14 protein-coding genes are annotated in these 17,217 nt (G+C 71.0%); 4 read left to right on the top strand and 10 right to left on the bottom strand.

All coding sequences use genetic code 11. The features are described 5' to 3' along the window. Positions 1–145: 145 nt before the first annotated feature. The gene (locus tag ASG53_RS04540; RefSeq protein ID WP_056129024.1) at positions 146–1,705 is read right to left on the bottom strand and encodes an aminopeptidase P family protein; all 1,560 of its coding nucleotides are present in this window, start codon (positions 1,703–1,705) and stop codon (positions 146–148) included. Between the two features lie 10 nt (positions 1,706–1,715). Further along, positions 1,716–2,600, bottom strand: a complete 885-nt coding sequence (locus ASG53_RS04545; RefSeq protein ID WP_056129027.1) for an alpha/beta fold hydrolase — start codon at positions 2,598–2,600, stop codon at positions 1,716–1,718. A gap of 131 nt (positions 2,601–2,731) precedes the next feature. Here ASG53_RS04545 and ASG53_RS04550 point away from each other — a divergent pair, with 131 nt between their 5' ends. Continuing rightward, complete coding sequence (locus ASG53_RS04550) at positions 2,732–3,586, top strand: PHP domain-containing protein (RefSeq protein WP_082543771.1); 855 nt, start codon at positions 2,732–2,734, stop codon at positions 3,584–3,586. Between the two features lie 5 nt (positions 3,587–3,591). Then, complete coding sequence (locus ASG53_RS04555; RefSeq protein WP_179912267.1) at positions 3,592–4,212, top strand: MarC family protein; 621 nt, start codon at positions 3,592–3,594, stop codon at positions 4,210–4,212. Between the two features lie 204 nt (positions 4,213–4,416). Here the strand turns inward: ASG53_RS04555 and ASG53_RS04560 are convergent, their stop codons facing one another. Then, entirely contained in the window at positions 4,417–6,198 is a 1,782-nt protein-coding gene (locus tag ASG53_RS04560; RefSeq protein ID WP_056129030.1) for a DEAD/DEAH box helicase, read from the bottom strand. A 309-nt stretch (positions 6,199–6,507) separates the two neighbouring features. On the opposite strand from ASG53_RS04560, the gene ASG53_RS04565 reads away from it, so the two are divergent. Continuing rightward, a complete protein-coding gene (locus tag ASG53_RS04565) occupies positions 6,508–7,242 on the top strand; it encodes a ferritin-like fold-containing protein (RefSeq protein ID WP_056129033.1) in 735 nt (244 codons plus the stop codon). 123 nt (positions 7,243–7,365) lie between these two features. Here ASG53_RS04565 and ASG53_RS04570 read toward each other — a convergent pair whose 3' ends face one another. From ASG53_RS04570 to ASG53_RS04600, 7 genes are all read right to left on the bottom strand, one after another. Next, complete coding sequence (locus ASG53_RS04570) at positions 7,366–8,604, bottom strand: ROK family transcriptional regulator (protein WP_056129036.1); 1,239 nt, start codon at positions 8,602–8,604, stop codon at positions 7,366–7,368. Between the two features lie 22 nt (positions 8,605–8,626). After that, complete coding sequence (locus ASG53_RS04575; RefSeq protein WP_056129039.1) at positions 8,627–11,434, bottom strand: beta-galactosidase; 2,808 nt, start codon at positions 11,432–11,434, stop codon at positions 8,627–8,629. Positions 11,435–11,517: 83 nt separating this feature from the next. Further along, on the bottom strand, positions 11,518–12,447 hold the full coding sequence (locus tag ASG53_RS20070; RefSeq protein WP_082543773.1) for a carbohydrate ABC transporter permease: 930 nt from the start codon (positions 12,445–12,447) through the stop codon (positions 11,518–11,520). After that, entirely contained in the window at positions 12,447–13,406 is a 960-nt protein-coding gene (locus ASG53_RS04585; RefSeq protein WP_082543774.1) for a carbohydrate ABC transporter permease, read from the bottom strand. The genes ASG53_RS20070 and ASG53_RS04585 overlap by 1 nt, the downstream gene beginning before the upstream one ends. 8 nt (positions 13,407–13,414) lie before the next feature. Beyond that, on the bottom strand, positions 13,415–14,710 hold the full coding sequence (locus ASG53_RS04590; RefSeq protein WP_056129042.1) for an ABC transporter substrate-binding protein: 1,296 nt from the start codon (positions 14,708–14,710) through the stop codon (positions 13,415–13,417). 220 nt (positions 14,711–14,930) lie between these two features. Next, positions 14,931–15,155, bottom strand: a complete 225-nt coding sequence (locus ASG53_RS04595; RefSeq protein WP_056129045.1) for a DUF3107 domain-containing protein — start codon at positions 15,153–15,155, stop codon at positions 14,931–14,933. A 65-nt stretch (positions 15,156–15,220) separates the two neighbouring features. Beyond that, positions 15,221–15,895, bottom strand: a complete 675-nt coding sequence (locus tag ASG53_RS04600; protein WP_056129050.1) for a TetR/AcrR family transcriptional regulator — start codon at positions 15,893–15,895, stop codon at positions 15,221–15,223. A gap of 247 nt (positions 15,896–16,142) precedes the next feature. On the opposite strand from ASG53_RS04600, the gene ASG53_RS04605 reads away from it, so the two are divergent. Then, positions 16,143–17,174: a DUF3152 domain-containing protein gene (locus tag ASG53_RS04605; protein WP_056129054.1), complete on the top strand. Its 1,032-nt coding sequence runs from the start codon at positions 16,143–16,145 to the stop codon at positions 17,172–17,174. Positions 17,175–17,217: the final 43 nt, after the last annotated feature.

Here is a 17,217-nt window from a genome sequence, read left to right on the forward strand (position 1 = left end):
AGCACGAGCCGTCAGCCCTCCGCTCTGCAGCCGCGGACGGACGTCTGACCTCGAGCACGACGCAGCCCACCTGGTCCGGAGACCAGGTGGGCTGCGTCGTGCTCAGGGCGAGGTCGCCCTGCGGTCTGGCGGTGCGGTCTGGCGGTCAGTCGCGCAGCGACGCCATCCAGGCCTCGACCTCTTCGGGACGGCGGGGGAGCGCTGCGGAGAGGTTCTCGTGGCCGTCGGCCGTGATGAGGACGTCGTCCTCGATGCGCACGCCGATCCCGCGGTACTCCTCGGGGACCGACAGGTCGTCGCTCTTGAAGTACAGACCGGGCTCGATGGTGAACACCATGCCGGGCTCGAGCACGGCGTCGAGGTACATCTCGCGGCGGGCCTGGGCGCAGTCGTGCACGTCCATGCCGAGGTGGTGGCTGGTGCCGTGCACCATCCAGCGACGGTGGAACTGACCCTCGGGGTCGAGGGACTCCTCGGCGGTCCCGGGCAGCAGGCCCCACTCACCGAGGCGCTCCGCGATGACGACCATCGCCGCGGCGTGGATGTCGGCGAACTTCGTCCCGGGCTTCGCGACGGCGAAGGCGGCATCGGCCGCGTCGAGCACAGCCGTGTAGACGCGGCGCTGGACGTCTGTGTAGGTGCCGTCGACAGGGAGGGTGCGGGTCACGTCGGCCGTGTAGAGCGACTCGACCTCGACCCCGGCGTCGACCAGGATCAGCTCGCCCGAGCGGACCTGGCCGTCGTTGCGGATCCAGTGCAGCGTGGTCGCGTGCTCGCCCGCTGCGGCGATGGTCTCGTAGCCGACGGTGTTGCCCTCGAGGCGGGCGTGCCCGTCGAAGGTGGTCTCGACGACCCGCTCGCCGCGTGCGTGCGCGGTCGCGCGGGGCAGGGCGCGCACGACCTTCTCGAATCCGGCGATCGTCTGGTCGACGGCCTCGCGCATCTGGCCGATCTCGTGCTCGTCCTTGATCAGGCGCAGCTCGGAGAGCATCTCGGCGAGCTGGGCGTCGACCTCGGCGGTCTCGGCGTCGTCGACCTCGCCCGCGAGGTGACGCAGCGACTCGACGAGGATCGACGTGGACTCGTCCGCGCCGGGCACGACGCGCAGGCGCACGCCACCCTCGCCGGTGTCCTTCGCGAGCGCGTCGGGGAGCTCGTCGATGTGCGCGGCACGGATGCCCGTCGAGGTCGTGACGTCGTCGAGCGACGGGCGGGCCCCGACCCAGAACTCGCCGTAGCGGGAGTCGGCGTAGAACTCCTCGGTGTCGCGCGGGGCGAGCGGGCGGACGTAGAGGACAGCCTCGTGGCCCTCGTCGCCGAGCGGGTGGAAGACGAGGACGGCGTCGGGCTCCTGGTCAGAGCCGAAACCTGTCAGGTGCGCGAAGGCCGAGTGCGGACGGAACCTGTAGTCCGTGTCGTTGGAGCGCTGCTTGAGCGTCCCGGCTGGCACCACGAGGCGCTCGCCGGGGAAGGCGGCCGACACCGCGTCGCGTCGGGCTGCGGTGTAGGGCGCAGCCGCGCCCGGGACGACGCCCAGGTCGACGCGCGGCCCCCAGCCGCTCGTGATGAAGTCGCGGAAGGCAGCAGACGAGGGGCGCTGCGAGCGGTTCTCGTTGCGGTCCTCGAGTGCCTGGGCGGTTCCCTCGGGGGCGTCAGGGGTGCTGTCGGCGCCGAGGGTGCTGGTGTCAGTGGTGTCCGAGCTCATCCCACCATCTTCACACCACGGAGGCGTCCGGCACAGCCACCGATGGTCCCTGGTGGTGGGTGCGCTGGTGGGAGCCCGCGGGAGCCGGGGCCTGCGCCGGGGTGCGGGCCCGGCCTGCCTCGAGGTCCGCGAGGGCCCCGAGCAGGACCGCCGTGTACTCGTCCGGGGCCTCCGAGCTCACGTCGTGGCCGGCGCCGGGGATCACGACCAGCCGGGCGTGCGGCGCGGCGGCGAGGTACTTCTTCTCCTCGAGGCGCATGTGGTCCCGCTTGCCGTTGACGAACCACAGGGGGACGTCGATCTTCGAGGCGCTCTCGACGGCGGACCGCCCGGCGAGCTGTCCGAGCATGTCGGTGACCACGTCCCAGCCGGGCCTGAAGGCTGTGGCGCCGTCCAGCCGCACCGGGCCGCCGGCGTGCTCCGCGGCAGCTGCCGTGACGGGGAGCCCCGCGGCCCGCCCCACCGCTGACACGCGCGGTCGTCGCGGCAGCACGGGCAGGTGCGCACGCACCGACGTCAGGGTCTGCGCGACGTGGTGCGCCGCGTCCCTGTAGAGCAGCACGGGCTTGCCGTGCGGGTCGCAGGTGCAGGCCGACGCGACAGCGCCGACGAGCCGTGCAGGGCGACGCGCCGCGTACTCGAGGGTGACGTAGCCACCGAGCGAGAGGCCCGCCACGACCACGGGGCCCGTTCCCCCGCCGACCGAGGCGACGTCTGCGTCGACCACGTCGAGCGCGCCCTCGAGGGTGAAGCGCTCGTCACGTCGGGAGCCGTGCCCGGGCAGGTCGACGGCGACGGCCTCGTAGCCCTCGGCCCGCACGGCCTCGAGCTGGGGCTCCCAGAGCGCGCTCGAGCTGCGCACGCCGTGGATGAAGACGATCGCCGGTCGCTGCACGGTGTTCCACCTGTTCTCTCGGTCGGGTAGGTACTGGTCGAGGACCAGCGAGGGCCGCCGACCAGGATCGCACCGGGGGCTGCGCACGTGGCGCGCGGCCCGGGCACGTGCCGTGAAAGTAGAGTGTGCGAGTGCCCAGCGACCTCCTGATCGACCTCCACACCCACTCCAACGCCTCGGACGGCACGGAGAGTCCCGGCGGTGTCGTGGAGTCTGCGGCAGCCGCAGGTCTGGACGTCGTCGCGCTCACCGACCACGACACGACGTCGGGCTGGGCCGAGGCCGCCGAGGCGTCGCTGCGGACGGGGGTCGCGCTGGTCCGCGGCACCGAGGTGTCGGCCAGGTCCGAGGGCATCAGCGTCCACCTGCTCAGCTATCTCCACGACCCTGAGCACCCGGTCCTCGTGGCGCAGAACGACGAGGTGCGCCGGGCGCGGTCCGAACGGGCGCGGACGATGGTCGAGCTGCTGAGCCGAGACTTCGACCTCACGTGGGACGACATCCTGGCCCAGACCGAGCCGGGCACGACGATCGGGCGACCGCACCTGGCCGATGCCCTCGTGCACGCCGGCTACGCCCCCGACAGGTCTGCGGCCTTCGCCACGATCTTGCGCACAGGCTCCGACTACTACGTGCCGCACTACGCCCCCGACGCGATCGACGCGATCCGGGCCGTGCGGGCGGCCGGTGGTGTGCCCGTCTTCGCGCACCCCGGGGCAGACCTGCGGGGCCGGGTGGTCGGCGACGCCGTCATCGAGGAGATGGCCGCCGCCGGGCTCGCCGGGCTCGAGGTGCGCCACCGCGACAACGGTCCGGACCAGCAGCGTCGACTCACTATGATTGCCCGGTCCCTCGGTCTCTTCGTGACCGGCTCGAGCGACTACCACGGAGCCGGAAAACCCAACCGGCTCGGCGAGAACACCACACACCCCGAGGTGCTCGCCCAGATCGAAGAGATAGGTCGTAGTGACGTGATCCGCCCGTGAGCGCCTTGGACGCCGTGTTCGACGCTCGTCTGTTCATCGAGGTCTTCATCACCCTGTTCGTCATCATGGACCCCCCGGGGACGGTGCCGATCTTCCTCGGGCTCACCAGCGCCATGACGCACAAGCAGCGCGCCAAGGCCGCCCGGACCGCGATCTTCGTCGCCGCCGGTGTCATCCTCGCCTTCGCAGTCTTCGGGCAGCAGCTGCTCACCTACATGCACATCTCGATCCCCGCGCTCCAGGCCTCGGGCGGTGTGCTGCTGTTCCTCATCTCGATGGAGCTGCTCACCGGCAAGATGGAAGAGCCGACCGCCAGCTCGAAGAACGTCAACGTCGCCCTCGTCCCGCTGGGTACCCCGCTGCTCGCCGGCCCAGGTGCGATCGTCGCCTCGATGCTGTTCGTGCAGCGCGCCGACGGCGACGTCCGCGACCTCACCTCGATCTTCGTCGGCTTCGTCCTCGTGTGCGTGTGCCTGTGGGCCGCGATGCGCTTCGCGAGCGTCGTGCACAGGCTGCTGGGCGAGGGCGGCACGCTGCTCGTCACCCGGATCGCCGGTCTGCTGCTCGCGGCCATCGCCGTGCAGCTCATCGCCGACGCCGTCATCGCCTTCGTCCAGACCGCTTAGCGTGCGACGGCGGCCTCGAAGAGGCCGCTCAGCGTGCGAGGCCTGCACCCGTCTGACGGCGGGTGCAGGCCTCTTCGTCGTCTGACCGGGTACACCCGCAGACGCCGAGAGCGGCGGCCCCGTCGGGGACCGCCGCTCTCGCTGTGCTGCTAGGTGCTGCAGGGTTCTGCTGCCTGCAGCTGGGTGCTGCTGGGGTTCGTACCGTCAGGCAGAGACCGGGGCCTCCGGGCTGCGGCCCTGCTCCGAGGTGCCAGCCGGGCGGCGACGACGACGGCGCGGGCGGGTGCCCTCGCCGTCGGTGCTCGGCGTGCTCGAGGGCTGCTCGGACGGGGCGGAGGCGGGAGCATCCGTCGAGCCCGTGCTGCTCGCGGCCGTCCCCGTGGTGCGGGTGCGCTGACGGGTCCGCGGACGACGGGTGCCCTCAGCCGGCGCCTCGCCTGCTGCAGGAGCCTCGGCGGCACGCTCAGCACGAGGAGTCGACTCAGCCTGACGCGGGGCGCTGTCACGGGGGGCGTCGTCGCGACGTGCGCTGTCGCGACCGCCGTGGCTGCGTCCGCCCTGACCGCCGGAGCGCTCGCCCGAGCGACCGCCACGGCCAGCGTCGGACCGGCTCGAGTCACCGCGAGCCGAGTCGCCACGACCGCCGGCCTGCGCCGGGCGGGCCGCCCCGCGCTTACCGGTCTCGCCGAGGTCTTCGAGGGTCTCCGCGTCGAGGCCGGCACGCGTCTGGGCCGACTTCGGCAGACGGCCCTTGGTGCCCTCGGGGATGTTGAGGTCCGTGTAGAGGTGCGGGGACGTCGAGTAGGTCTCGACGGGCTCGGGGATGCCGAGGTCGAGCGCCTTGTTGATGAGCGACCAGCGGGGCAGGTCGTCCCAGTCGACGAAGGTCACCGCGGTGCCCTTGTGCCCGGCGCGGCCCGTGCGGCCTGTGCGGTGCAGGTACGTCTTCTCGTCCTCGGGGCACTGGTAGTTGACCACGTGGGTCACCTCGTCCACGTCGATGCCACGGGCGGCGACGTCGGTCGCGACGAGGACGTCGATCTTGCCCGAGCGGAAGGCGCGCAGCGCCTGCTCGCGGGCACCCTGGCCGAGGTCTCCGTGGATCGCACCGGAGGCAAAACCGCGGTCGGCGAGCTCGTCGGCGACCTTCGCGGCCGTGCGCTTGGTCCGTGCGAAGACGATCGAGAGGCCACGGCCCTCGGACTGCAGGATCCTGGCGAGCACCTCGACCTTGTCGAGGGCGTGGGCGCGGTAGACGACCTGCTTGATGTTCTTGACGGTCTGGCCGCCGTCGTCGGGGTCGTTCGCGCGGATGTGCGTCGGCTGCTTCATGTACCGGCGGGCCATCGCGACGACAGCACCCGGCATGGTCGCCGAGAACAGCATCGTGTGGCGCACGGCCGGGGTGCGGGAGAGCAGCTTCTCGACGTCGGGGAGGAATCCGAGGTCGAGCATCTCGTCGGCCTCGTCGAGCACCACGCACTGGGCGCGGGTGAGGTCGAGGAAGCCCTGCTTGAGCAGGTCGATCATGCGTCCCGGGGTGCCGACGACGACCTCGACGCCCTGCTCGAGCGCCTTGACCTGCGGCTCGTAGGCACGGCCGCCGTAGAGCTGGACGATGCGGACCGACCGCTTGGTCGACGCCGCGTCGAGGTCTTTGGCGACCTGCACGGCGAGCTCGCGCGTGGGGACGATGACAAGAGCCTGCGGCTTGCCCGGTGCGGGCAGCTCGTCGTACCCGGGCTCACCCGGTGCGACGACGCGGTGGAGGAGCGGCACGCCGAAGCCGAGGGTCTTGCCGGTTCCTGTCTTGGCCTGGCCGATGATGTCGTGCCCCGCCATCGCCACCGGCAGCGTCATCGCCTGGATGGGGAAGGGAGCCACGATGCCTGCGTCGGCGAGGGCCTGGACGATCTCGGGGCGGACACCGAAGTCGCCGAATGTCACGTCTGCAGCCTGCACGCTGCTGGAAGTAGAGCTGGTCACGTTGCCTCATGTGATGTCTGGGCGGCGCCACACGTCGCTGCAGGGGCCACGGCGCAGACAGGTCTACGACGTTCCGGTGTCAGGACGGGCAAGCTCGCCTGTGGCCGGCAGCCGATCGTAGATAGGCGGTGTCGGGCGGCATCCACGCAGCGGGGCGTAGCGCACGACGAGGGTCGAGACGACCGGGCAACCGTTGTACAGGGTGCAGTCTAGCCGACGACGCCCACGACGGGCAGGTTCCTGCCGCTGGCGACGGTCTCCGTGCACGCCCCGAGCCGAGGGCGCCACCGACCGGCCTATCCTGGTCGGATGAGCGAAGCACACGCACCGGTCCACCCGGCGCCCACAGCGCCTGCGACGTCGCAGGTCAGCCCAGGTCTGCGCACCCCGCCGAGCGTCGCCGACGAGTGCGAGCTCCTCGGCCTCGTCGCCTACGGCCAGCTCGCCGCCTTCACCCAGCTCGCCGGCGACTCCCGCCACGCCGAAGACTTCGACACCTGCCTCCAGCTCGCCCACCTCGCCTCCGCGGCCCTCGCGGGGCAGGGCGAGGTCCTCGACCGCATCACGACCCTCGGCGAGGACGCCACAGCCCGGCTCGAGTCCTTCGTCGGCAGCTTCGACAACTTCGTCGACCGCACAGCGCCCAGCACCTGGTGGGAAGGCCTGCTCAAGGGCTACGTGGGCTTCGGGGTCGCCCACGACTTCCTCCAGGTCCTCGCCGAGCGGTTCGACGGACCCAGCCGGGCCGTCATCGACGCGGCGCTCGAGTCCTTCGCGCCCGACGCGCTCGCGGCCGAGCAGCTCGCTGCAGCCGCAGCCGCTGACGAGGTCCTCGGGTCCAGGCTCGCCCTGTGGGGGCGCCGCCTGGTCGGCGAGGCCCTCGGCTTCGTCAACGACCTGCTCAGCGCACGACCGGGCCTCGTCCGCGTGCTCGCCTGCGAGCCCGTCGACCCGGCCGAGCAGTCGACCTCGGGCGCCAAGCTGTTCTCGCACCTCACGGCGGCGCACTCCCGCCGGATGGGGCGCATCGGGCTCACGGCCTGAGGGCGGCTCGCCCTCCCTGCTCGGCCCGACCTGCGCAGGCCGACCTGCGTACCCCCAGCCTGAGGTCGACCGTGCGTCCGAGGTCCCACGCCTGGGCGTAGACCTCGGACGGGCTCCGGGCGCTCAGCCTGCGGCGGTGCTGCTCCCGGTGGTCCCGGCGCTGCTGGGCAGACCGACAGCCGCGAGGAAGTGCTCGAGGGTCAGCGTGCTCATCCCGAGGGCGACGGTGCTCGACGACAGGGCCGACGCGCTGATGGTCAGCACGGCCAGGCTGCTCGCCAGGGCGGCCGGCTGGATCTTCTCGCGGACGAGGGGGATGAGCCAGTCTCCGAGGCGGGCGACGGTCCAGCCCGTGAGCACCACGTGCTCGGGGTTGATCATGTTGACGAGGTCGCCCAGGCTCGCCGCCAGGTACCGGGCCGTCCTGTCGACGAGCTCGACCATCGCCCCGTCGCCCGAGACGAGCCCCGACTGCACGGCGTCGACAAAAGGCTTCTGCTGCGTGATCCGCAGCGCGGGGTGCGCAGGCTGGATCTCGGCGAGGGTCGCCATCAGCCCGCCGACCCCGACGTAGGCCTCCACGCAGCCGCGCCGACCGCACCTGCACAGCCGCCCCTCGAAGACGAGGAGCGTGTGACCCCACTCGCCCGCGTTGTTGCTCACCCCGCGCACGAGCTCGCCGTTGAGCGCGAAGCCCGAGCCCACGCCGGTCCCGAGGTTGACGATCGCCAGGTCGCGGTGCTCGCGGCCGGCCCCGAACCAGAGCTCGGCGACGGTGATGGCCTTGAGCGGGTTGTCGACGTGCACGTGCATGCCGAGGTCGTCGGTCAGCAGGTCTTTGATGCGGACGTCGTGCCAGTCCCAGTTCGGCGCGAAGACCGAGACGCCGAGGTCGGGCTGGACCTGCCCAGGCAGGCTCACGCCGACCCCGACCACGGAGGACGCCTCGATCGACGCGAGGGCGAGCACGCCGTGGACGGCGAGACGGATCCCGTCGACCACGTACTGGGGGGAGTTGAGGTGCTCGTCGAGCGGGACAGAGACCGTCCCGCGGGGCTCGAGGCTGAGGTCGAAGACCGTCGTCTCGACGTAGGTCTCGGCGACGTCGACCCCTACGAGGTAGCCGCGCCCCGGGTCGAGACGCAGCAGCTCGAGGGGACGGCCGACCCCTGTCGACACCATGGCCTCGATCTGCACGACACCTGCGGAGAGGAACTCCTTGACCAGCGTCGAGACCGTCGCGACGCTCAGGCCTGTGTGCTGGGACAGCTCCTGCCGGGTGGCGGTGCGGAGCGTGAAGAACGCCCGGAGCACCGCCATCCGGCTCTCGGAGCGCAGGTCGCGAGCGGTCCGTCTGCTCATGGCGCACCGCCACCTGCTGGGTTCATGGTGCTGATAGTGCCACGCTGTCGAGCCTCGGCGGGAGGTCGCCCGCGGTCCCGTGGACCAGCAGGGTGAGGACAGATCCGGTCGGGACGTCGGGGGTCCACAGCGACTCCGGGTCGCCGCCGCTCACGACGGGTCGGGCCTGGTCGCCGAGCCACACACGCCCGAGGCTGCGGCCGCCCAGCCAGGCCGTCACCCGGACCTGGTGCCCGGCCGGCTGCAGCCGCAGCCCCGTCGGGCTCGCGGGCACGTCGAGGTCGAGCCACAGGTCGTCGCCCGCGGCGAGCTCGACGGGCAGGTCGACGACAGTCCCCGACCGGCGCGCGGCGGCCTGCTCGTCGAGGCTGTGCTCGGTGAGAGGAGCGACCTCCCACGTCGTCAGCGGCCTGAGCGCAAGGATCTCGGCCCGCATCCCGGGCTGCGACGGGTCGTGGGGCCAGGTGATCGCGAGGTGGTGCTGGGCTCCTGAGCCGTTCGCCGCCGGAGCATCGGGGAGCACGAGCCACGGGTCGACGGGGTGCACGAGGACGGGTGGCTGCCCGTCGACGGCGACGTGGACGGGGCGGGTCTGGCCGTGCAGCCGCAGCGCCGCCCGGGTGCCGTGCGGGACGACGACAGACCGCGCGTAGGCGAGCGGGGCGCCGAGCCGTGTGCTCGACCACCCGCCGAGCGTGCGGAGCGGCCGCGGTCCGCGACCCGGCCAGGAGGGGGCTGAGGGCGCCGAGACGTCACCCGCAAGATCACCCGAGAGGCCCTCGGCGTCAGCTGTCGCGACCTCCCATCCCGCCGTGACGTCGATGACCGACTCGACGGCGTAGGCCTCGCCGACCCCGCGCAGCGATCCGAGCCGCAGCGCCGGGAGCCTGTGGTCGTCGAAGTTGGCGTGCCCCCAGATCTCCACGTCTGCGGTGAGGTCGACCTCGCCGTGGCGGTGGCCCAGGTCGACCAGGTGCGCCGCTCCGAAGCGCGCGACGGAGGGCAGGACCTCGTCGGTGGTGCCAAGGGCAGCGCCGCTCAGGCGCAGGTCGACGATGTCGCTCGCCCCGACGAGGAGCACGGCCTCGGCCGCGCTCGCGTCGATCGTCGTCCTGTACCGACCGCGACCGCGGTAGACGCCGAGGGACTCGAGCGTCGGTGCACGGTCGCCGTGCGTCGACGGTGCCACGTCGTCGTAGAGATGCGCGGGGGTGGTGCGCGCGGCGGGGAGGGGGACCAGCCCGAGGGCTGTGCCACCGGTCTCTCCAGGCTCTGCAGCGGAAGGCTCTGCGGCCTCGTGGCGTGACCTCCGCGCGTCGACCGGCGCGGTGTGCCGGGTCGCGTCGGCGACTGTCGACAGCGAGACGACGATGCGCCCCGCCGCGGTGGTCACCAGGGCCGAGGGCCGGGTGGCGTCCAGCGTCAGGCGGACCACGTCACCGGCAGGTCCCCCGTCGACCGTCGCATCGTCGCCGCAGCCGGACAGCACCACGGTGGTGGCGCTGTCGGACACCAGTTCCACCTGCAGTCCCGTGACGCCCTCGCGCACACCGACGAGGTCCGCGCTCGCGAGCGCCAGCGTCTCCGGCCGTCCCCAGCCGGCGAGCGGCAGGTCGACCAGGACGAGGGCGCACTGCATGCCCGCGACCTCGACGTCGACGGGGCCGTCGGCGGCGCGCAGCACCGCGGTGCCGCTCTCGGTCGAGAGGTTGGGCAGTCCGACGAGCCTGCCGTCGCCCGCCAGGTCGAGTGCGGCGAGGTGGTCGCTCGTCGGGAAGCCGACGTGCTCGACCTCGGTCGCAGCCCCTGTGGCGGGGGTGCTCGCGGCGAGCCGCGGACCGAGCGTCGCGACGACGCGGGCCAGCAGCTGCGCCTCGAGGAAGCCGTGCCGCTCTGTGCCCTCGGGGGTCACGTACCCCGCGAAGTCGTAGTCGTGAGCCATGAAGCTGCCCGGGTCGCCCCAGTTGCCGACCGAGGGGGTCGCCCCGAAGTTGTAGCCGGAGGCCTGCAGGTACGGCGCGAGCAGCCGTGCCCCGGAGACGAGCAGCCTGCGCAGCGTCGTGTGCAGACGGTTCGTCTCGGTGACCAGCAGCGGCAGCCCGCGGGCAGCGAGCTCAGCCGTGTAGCGGAGCACCTCGGACTCGACGGCGGGGGACGTGTCGTCGGGGTAGAAGTTGCAGGCCGGGGCCACACCCTGCGCGTCGCCTGTCGCCCCGTGCAGGTCGCCCTGCCCGCTGCACGCCACGACAGGCACGCTGATGCCGTGCCCGACGAGCAGGTCGCGCAGCGCGCCCACGTAGCCGGTCCTGTCGTGGCAGTCGAAGAAGTCGAGCTCGTTCTCCGCCTGCACGAGCACGACGGTCCCGCCCGCCCCGGTGCCGGTCGTCTGGGTGCCCAGCGGGTCGCCGAGCTGGCGGACCGCGAGGATCGGGACCACCTGGTCGAACCACCGCGCGACCTGCTCGAGGAACCTCGGCTCGTGCTGACGCACCCGTAGGTCAGGGTCGAGGGTGAGCCATGCGGGTAGAGCCCCGCCGTCCCACTCGGAGCAGATGTACGGCCCCGGTCGGGCGACCACGAGCAGACCGACCTCGGCCGCGAGGTCGAGGAAGGCCGCGACGTCGCGCTCCCCGGTGAAGTCCCACACGCCCGGGGTGATCTCGTGGAAGTTCCACGGCAGGTACACGTCGACGGCGGTGTACCCCGAGGTGCGCACCTGCTCGAGCCTCTCGCGCCACTGCGACCGCGGGATGCGGAAGTAGAACAACGACGCGCAGAGCACGACGCGTGGCTCGCCGTCGATCACGAGGAGCCCGTCGGTCAGGGTCACGCCGGGTCTGTGCCGTGGGCCCGTCTGCTCGCGAGGGCTGTGGGGGAGAAGGGCCGTGCCTCCAGGTTCCTGAGGAGGGGTCATCACTTCACACCTGCACTTCCGCCGCTGAGGTTCATCTCGTAGAGGTACTTCTGGCCGAGGTAGTAGACGCAGATCATCGGCACGGTGAGCAGCAGCGAGCCGACCATGACGAAGTTCCACGGTGGTGCCTGCAGCGCCTGCCCGGTGCTCGCGATGTACTGGACGCCGAGGGCGAGCGGCATCTTCGACTCGTCGTTGAGGTAGATCAGCGGGCCCATGAAATCGCCCCACGTGGCGGTGAGCGTGAAGATGCCGATCGCCACGAGGATCGGGAACATCATCGGCAGGATCATGCGGCGGTAGATGCCGAAGAACCCCAGACCGTCCATCATCGCGGCCTCGTCGACCTCCGAGGACATCCGCGAGACGAACTGGCGCACGAGGAAGATGTTGAAGGCGTTCGAGAAGAAGTTCGGCACGATGAGCGGCAAGAAGGTGTTCACCCAGCCGAGCTCTTTGAAGAGGATGAACTGCGGGATCATCGTGATCTGCGCGGGGATCATCATGGTCGCCAGGACCACGAGGAACACCGCGTTCTTGCCGGGCGCTCGCAGCCTGGCGAAGGCGTACCCGACGAGCGAGCTCGAGATCACCTGACCGATCACCGCGAAGAACGCGATGACACATGAGTTCACGACGAAGCGCCCCATCGGCAGGTCTGAGGTGAAGACCCTGACGAAGTTGCCCCACTCGAACTCCCGGGGGATCACCGTGAAGCTGTTGGTGTTGACGGTCTGGTCGCTCGACAGGGCGATCGAGACGACGAACACGAAGGGCACGAAGAGGATCGCGGAGACGATCAGCAGGACGGCGTAGGTCGCGGGGGAGGCCTTGAAGGCCCGCAGCGTGCGGCCGCGGCCCTCGGGCTCGTCGCGCGGCGCCCGCGTGGTCTGCGCCGTGACCGCCGCCGGTGTGGTCGTGATGGCCATCAGCGCATCTCCGTCTCGTAGAAGACCCAGCGTCGCGAGGTGCGGAAGGCGACGAGGGTGAACAGCAGGATGATGACGAACAGGACCCACGAGATCGCCGAGGCGTAGCCCATCCGGTAGTAGGAGAAGGCCTCGTTGAAGAGCAGCGGGACGACCATCTGGCTCGCGTTGTTCGGACCGCCCGAGGTGAGGATGTACACCTGCGAGAAGATCTGGAACGCGCCGATCAGCCCCATGATGAGGTTGAAGAAGATGATCGGGGTGACCTGCGGGAAGGTGATCGACCAGAACTGCCGGGCCGATCCCGCCCCGTCGATCTCGGCGGCCTCGTAGAACTCGTTCGGGATGCCCTTCATCGTGGCGAGCAGGAGCACCGTGGCGCCGCCTGCCCCCCAGGCCGAGAGCAGGATGAGCGCCGGCTTGACCCAGTCTGGGTCGAGCAGCCAGGCCGGTCCGTCGATCCCGAACCACCCGAGCAGACCGTTGAGCGGGCCGTCCGGGGCGAGGACCATCTGGAAGATCATGGCCGTCGCGACGAGCGGGACGAGCGTCGGCAGGTAGATGAGGGTGCGGAACAGCTTGCGGGCCCGGACCTGCTTGTTGAGCAGGTGCGCGAGCCACAGCCCGAGGACCAGCCCGAGCGGCACGGAGATCGCTGCGTAGTAGAAGGTGTTGCCGAGGGCCTTCCAGAAGATCGGGTCCTCGGTGAAGAGCCGCACGTAGTTGTCGATCCCGACGAAGGTCGGTGGCGTGAAGGTGTCCCAGTCGGTCAGGGAGTAGTAGACCGAGGCGATCATCGGGCCGAGCATGAAGGCGAGGAACCCGACGATCCACGGCGAGATGAACAGGTAGAAGTACCGCGCCTCCCGCTTGCGGCTCGTGGACATCCGTCGCACGGGGGCTGCGGGTGCTGGTGGCTCCGTCGGCTTCGTCGCCGAGGGGCTGAGCGAGGTGGCCATGGGAGGGCCTACTTCGCCGGGATGATCGACTCGAGGCGCTCCTGGATGGTCGCGAGCGCGGGCGCCGCCTCCTGCTTGCCGAGCCAGAAGTCCGCGAGACCGTCGGTGAAGGCCTGCTGCATCTCGTTCCACTGCGGGATGAACGTCGACTTGAAGGCGAAGGACGACGACTCGGGGAAGGCCTGCATGTTGACGGGGTCGGTCATCCAGGACGGCGAGAGGAACGCGTCCGACTGCTGCACCTCGACGTTCGCCGGGACGTCCTGCTTCATCGAGATGACCAGGGGCTGGGCCTTGTCGCTCGTGAGGAAGTCGATGGCCTTGAAGGCGAGCGCAGGGTCCTTGGCGGTCCGGGAGATCGCCAGGCCGGAGCCGAAGGTCGCGACGGCCTGCTCCTTGCCGCGCCACATCGGGGCGATGTCCCACTCGACGGTGTCCTGCTCCGCGAGGGAGCCGACGTTCCAGAATCCCGTGGTGTTCATCGCGACGAGACCGGCGGCGAAGGCGGGGTCACCGCCCATGTCTGTGCCCATGTTGGCGTAGTCGATCGTCGAGGGGACCACCTTGTGCTTGAACACGAGGTCGCCGCAGTACTGCAGCGCCTCGACCACGGCGTCGGAGTCGGCGGTCGGACGGCCTGCCTCGTCGATGATGGCCCCGCCGTTCTGGTGGGCGAAGCTCCACCACAGCGGCCACCAGCCCGCGCCTGCGTAGCCCCAGCGCTCGCCAGGGACCGTGAGCTCCTGGGCTGCCGAGAGCATGTCGTCCCAGGTCCAGTCCGCTGTCGGTGCCGAGATCCCGGCCGACTCGAAGAGCCCCTTGTTGTAGTAGAGGATGGCCGCGCCCGAGCGGTCGGGGATCGCGTAGACCTTGTCCTCGTAGGAGTAGACCGAGCCGACGGGGCCGAAGCGCGAGTCGAGGTCGAGCTTGGCCGTCGCGATGTGCTCGTCGAGGGGCAGCAGCTGGTTCTTGCTCGAGTAGACGTTGACGTTCTCGGCGACCTGCATGATGTCCGGGCCGGAGCCTCCGGCGATCATCGTCTGGACCTTCTGCGCGTAGCTGTCGGAGAGGATCAGCTGGAGCGTCACGCTCATCTCGGGGTACGCCTCGACGAGGGCGTCGATGCGCGCCTGGTAGGCAGCCTTGTCGACCTCCCCGCCCCAGACCGTCATGACGAGCCTGCCGTCACCCCCACCGCCTCCGCTGTCCGAGCCGCAGGCGGTCAGCGTGATGACACCGGCCGCCGCCACGAGCGTGCTCGTCAGGAATCCGCGTCGAGAGAAGTCCTTGTCCATGATGCCCATCGTGGGTCGCCTCCTTGCGATCGTCGCGAGCCGGGCACCGTCGCCCCCGAGCGTCGTCGCCCGTTCCCTCGCAGGGTTAAATTAACCCTTAGAAGAACTGGTGTCCAGGGTGCGGCATGCGCTTTCCGAGGATGCGGCCCATGCCGGGACGCACGAAGGCTCCCCGGGCGGCGAGCGCCTGGGGAGCCTTCGGGTCGTGCGGTGCGCTGGTCTGGACGCCTCAGATGGCGCCGAAGCCCACCTTGCGCTGCTCCTCGGAGCCGAGCTCCACGTAGCCGATGGTCGCGGCCGGGACGAGCACCCGGCGCCCCTTGGCGTCGGTGAGCTCCAGGACGGTGCCGTCCTTGAGCGCCGCGCTCACGCGTGCGGCGACGTCGTCCGCGGTCGCGTCGGTCTCGACGACGATCTCGCGCGCCAGGTTCTGAACACCGATCGTGATCTCCACGAAGTCCCACTCTCCTCAGGTCGTGAGCGCCGCCGGTCAGCCGTGCTCGTGATGTCTCCCGACGATCATCGCCCCTCGGAGGGCACTTCGCGTCGCACCATCCCGTGAATTCCGCGCCAAGCGAACTGTGCGATGAGCTCAGGGGTGTCCATCTCCGCCGCGTCCTCGGGGCGGCGGGCCGCATCGGCCGCACGCTCACCCCGCAGGGCGTCGGAGGCGGCGACCCGCGCCATCGCCGTCGCCGTCCGGGCGATGGTCAGCGTCTGGGCCGGTGTGAGGTCGGTGATCGACTCGAGGACCCCGGCGAACAGCTCGGCGTTGCGCCGGTTCGGGTCTTCTACGCGCTCGCGGACCAGGTCGTCACGGGTGACGTCGGACTCGAAGAGCAGCGAGGCTGCGACGCCGCAGCCCTCGGCGAAGTCCACGTAGGCCCGGACGACGGCGTGCACCACGTCGTAGCCGTCGACGCTCGCGTCGTCGGCGCCCGACGCCGCCGCGGCGGCGACAGCCTCGCGGACGGGCACCAGGGCGAGGGCTACGGCGTCCACCAGAGCCTGCCCGCGCTCGTCGATGACGGCGAGGTAGAGGTCGAGCTTGGACGGGAAGTGGCGATAGAGGATCGGCTTGGACACCTCGGCCCTGTCGGCGATGTCGTCCATCGAGATGTGGTGGAAGCCCTGGGCCGCGAAGAGGTCCTGCGCGATCGTGAGGATCTGCGCCTGCCGCTCGTTCTTCGGCATGCGGGGCTTGGCCCGTCTGTGAGGATCGGGTGCAGGGTGGTTGACCACAGCCCCAGACTAGGTCCTTCGGCCTATCATCTCTGGCACCATGGGAGCCGTGCCCACCCCCCGACCCCTCCCAGACGCCCGCGACGCCTCGCGCTCGCCGCAGTCGGGAGACTCGTCGGGGCTCACCCGGAGCCAGCTGCGGGCCGAGCGGTCGGGCGGGCAGATCCGCACGTCAACCCGGGTTTCTCGCCGTTCTGGGATGCGCGTGCGACCCGCCGTCGCCGTGGTCCTCGCGGGCGTGCTGGCGGGCACGGGGGCCGGAGCCGTGTGGACGGCTCTGGGCAACCAGCAGTCGGATGCACTGATCTCACCTGCCGGGACGGCCGCGGGAGCGCAGCCCCGGGTCGACGACCGGGCCAGCCGGGACGACGAGCGCGACGTCCTCGCCGAGCCGACCTCTGAGGCCGCCGCCGGAGACGGCTCGGGGGTCAGTCCCACCGCGGTGTCCGGGTCCGGCTCCGACAGCGCAGCGGGCTCCGGCAGCGTGCTCTCCCTCAACCCCCTCGACATCGAGGCGCTCCCCGACATCGCTGCAGCCCGTCCGCAGGCTGGCGACACCTCGACCTCCGGGGCGGGTGACGCTGCTGGCCTCGCGGCAGACGATCCCGCCCAGGTGGCCGAGCTCGGGGCGAGCGAGGCTGTCGCGCCTGTGCTGCCCGAGGGTGTCGACGAGGTCGACTTCGCCGCAGGCATCCTCTCGGCAGACGTCCCCGAGTCCGGGACCGGTGGCCTCGACGTGGTCCCCGGCTCGAGCCCGGCCCCGGGTGCTGGAGAGGTCTCCACGGTCCGCATCCAGGTCGAGCAGGGTCTCGACGTGGACGGCACCAAGGTCGCCGACCTCGTGCTGACCACCCTCAACGACCCTCGCAGCTGGGGCGGTGACGGGTCCCGCACCTTCGCCCGGACCGACGCCGCCGACGCCACCTTCACCGTGACCCTCGCCAGCCCGAGCACCGTCGACAGGCTCTGCGCGCCGCTCGACACCGGCGGGCTGTGGTCCTGCGGCGTGACCGACCACGCCGTGCTCAACTACCTCCGCTGGGTCGAAGGCTCACCCAACTACGGCGAGGACATGGCGGCCTACCGCCAGTACCTCATCAACCACGAGGTCGGCCACGTCCTCGGGCACAGGCACGAGCAGTGCGGGGCGACAGGCTCCCTCGCGCCCGTGATGGTCCAGCAGAGCGGCGCGACCATCCGCTGCGTGCCGAACGGGTGGCCGAGGCCGTAGCCTGCCGCAGCCCGGACGACTGCCGGTGGTCCGGTTCTCCAGG

The sequence above is a fragment of the Sanguibacter sp. Leaf3 genome (assembly GCF_001425965.1).
GTDB classification, from domain to species: Bacteria; Actinomycetota; Actinomycetes; order Actinomycetales; family Cellulomonadaceae; genus Sanguibacter; species Sanguibacter inulinus.